Raw genomic sequence first — 992 nt, forward strand, 5'->3', positions numbered from 1 at the left:
ACTAGTATGGCCCGGGGGATCCGGCGCGCCTAGGCCTTGACGGCCTTCACTCAATTCGCCCTATAGTGAGTCGTATTACGTCGCGCTCACTGGCCGTCGTTTTACAACGTCGTGACTGGGAAAACCCTGGCGTTACCCAACTTAATCGCCTTGCAGCACATCCCCCTTTCGCCAGCTGGCGTAATAGCGAAGAGGCCCGCACCGAAACGCCCTTCCCAACAGTTGCGCAGCCTGAATGGCGAATGGGAGCGCCCTGTAGCGGCCACTCAACCCTATCTCGGTCTATTCTTTTGATTTATAAGGGATTTTGCCGATTTCGGCCTATTGGTTAAAAAATGAGCTGATTTAACAAAAATTTAACGCGAATTTTAACAAAATATTAACGCTTACAATTTAGGTGGCACTTTTCGGGGAAATGTGCGCGGAACCCCTATTTGTTTATTTTTCTAAATACATTCAAATATGTATCCGCTCATGAGACAATAACCCTGATAAATGCTTCAATAATATTGAAAAAGGAAGAGTATGCGTAGCCGTAATTGGAGCCGTACCCTGACCGAACGTAGCGGCGGTAATGGTGCGGTGGCGGTGTTTATGGCGTGCTATGATTGCTTTTTTGGCGTGCAGAGCATGCCGCGTGCGAGCAAACAGCAGGCGCGTTATGCGGTGGGCCGTTGCCTGATGCTGTGGAGCAGCAACGATGTGACCCAGCAGGGCAGCCGTCCGAAAACCAAACTGAACATTATGCGTGAAGCGGTGATTGCGGAAGTGAGCACCCAGCTGTCTGAAGTGGTGGGCGTGATTGAACGTCATCTGGAACCGACCCTGCTGGCCGTGCATCTGTATGGCAGCGCGGTGGATGGCGGCCTGAAACCGCATAGCGATATTGATCTGCTGGTGACCGTGACCGTGCGTCTGGATGAAACCACCCGTCGTGCGCTGATTAACGATCTGCTGGAAACCAGCGCGAGCCCGGGTGAAAGCGAAATTCT

At 52.0% G+C, this 992-nt stretch carries 1 protein-coding gene; it reads left to right on the forward strand.

Features of this window, described 5'->3' with window-relative positions; translation table 11 throughout:
• Window positions 1-525 precede the first annotated feature (525 nt).
• Window positions 526-992: nucleotidyltransferase domain-containing protein (locus AP234_RS39065; protein ID WP_231606986.1), on the forward strand; the 467-nt coding region annotated here is incomplete at its 3' end.

It is taken from the genome of Sphaerimonospora mesophila (assembly GCF_001417795.1).
Lineage (GTDB): Bacteria > Actinomycetota > Actinomycetes > Streptosporangiales > Streptosporangiaceae > Sphaerimonospora > Sphaerimonospora mesophila.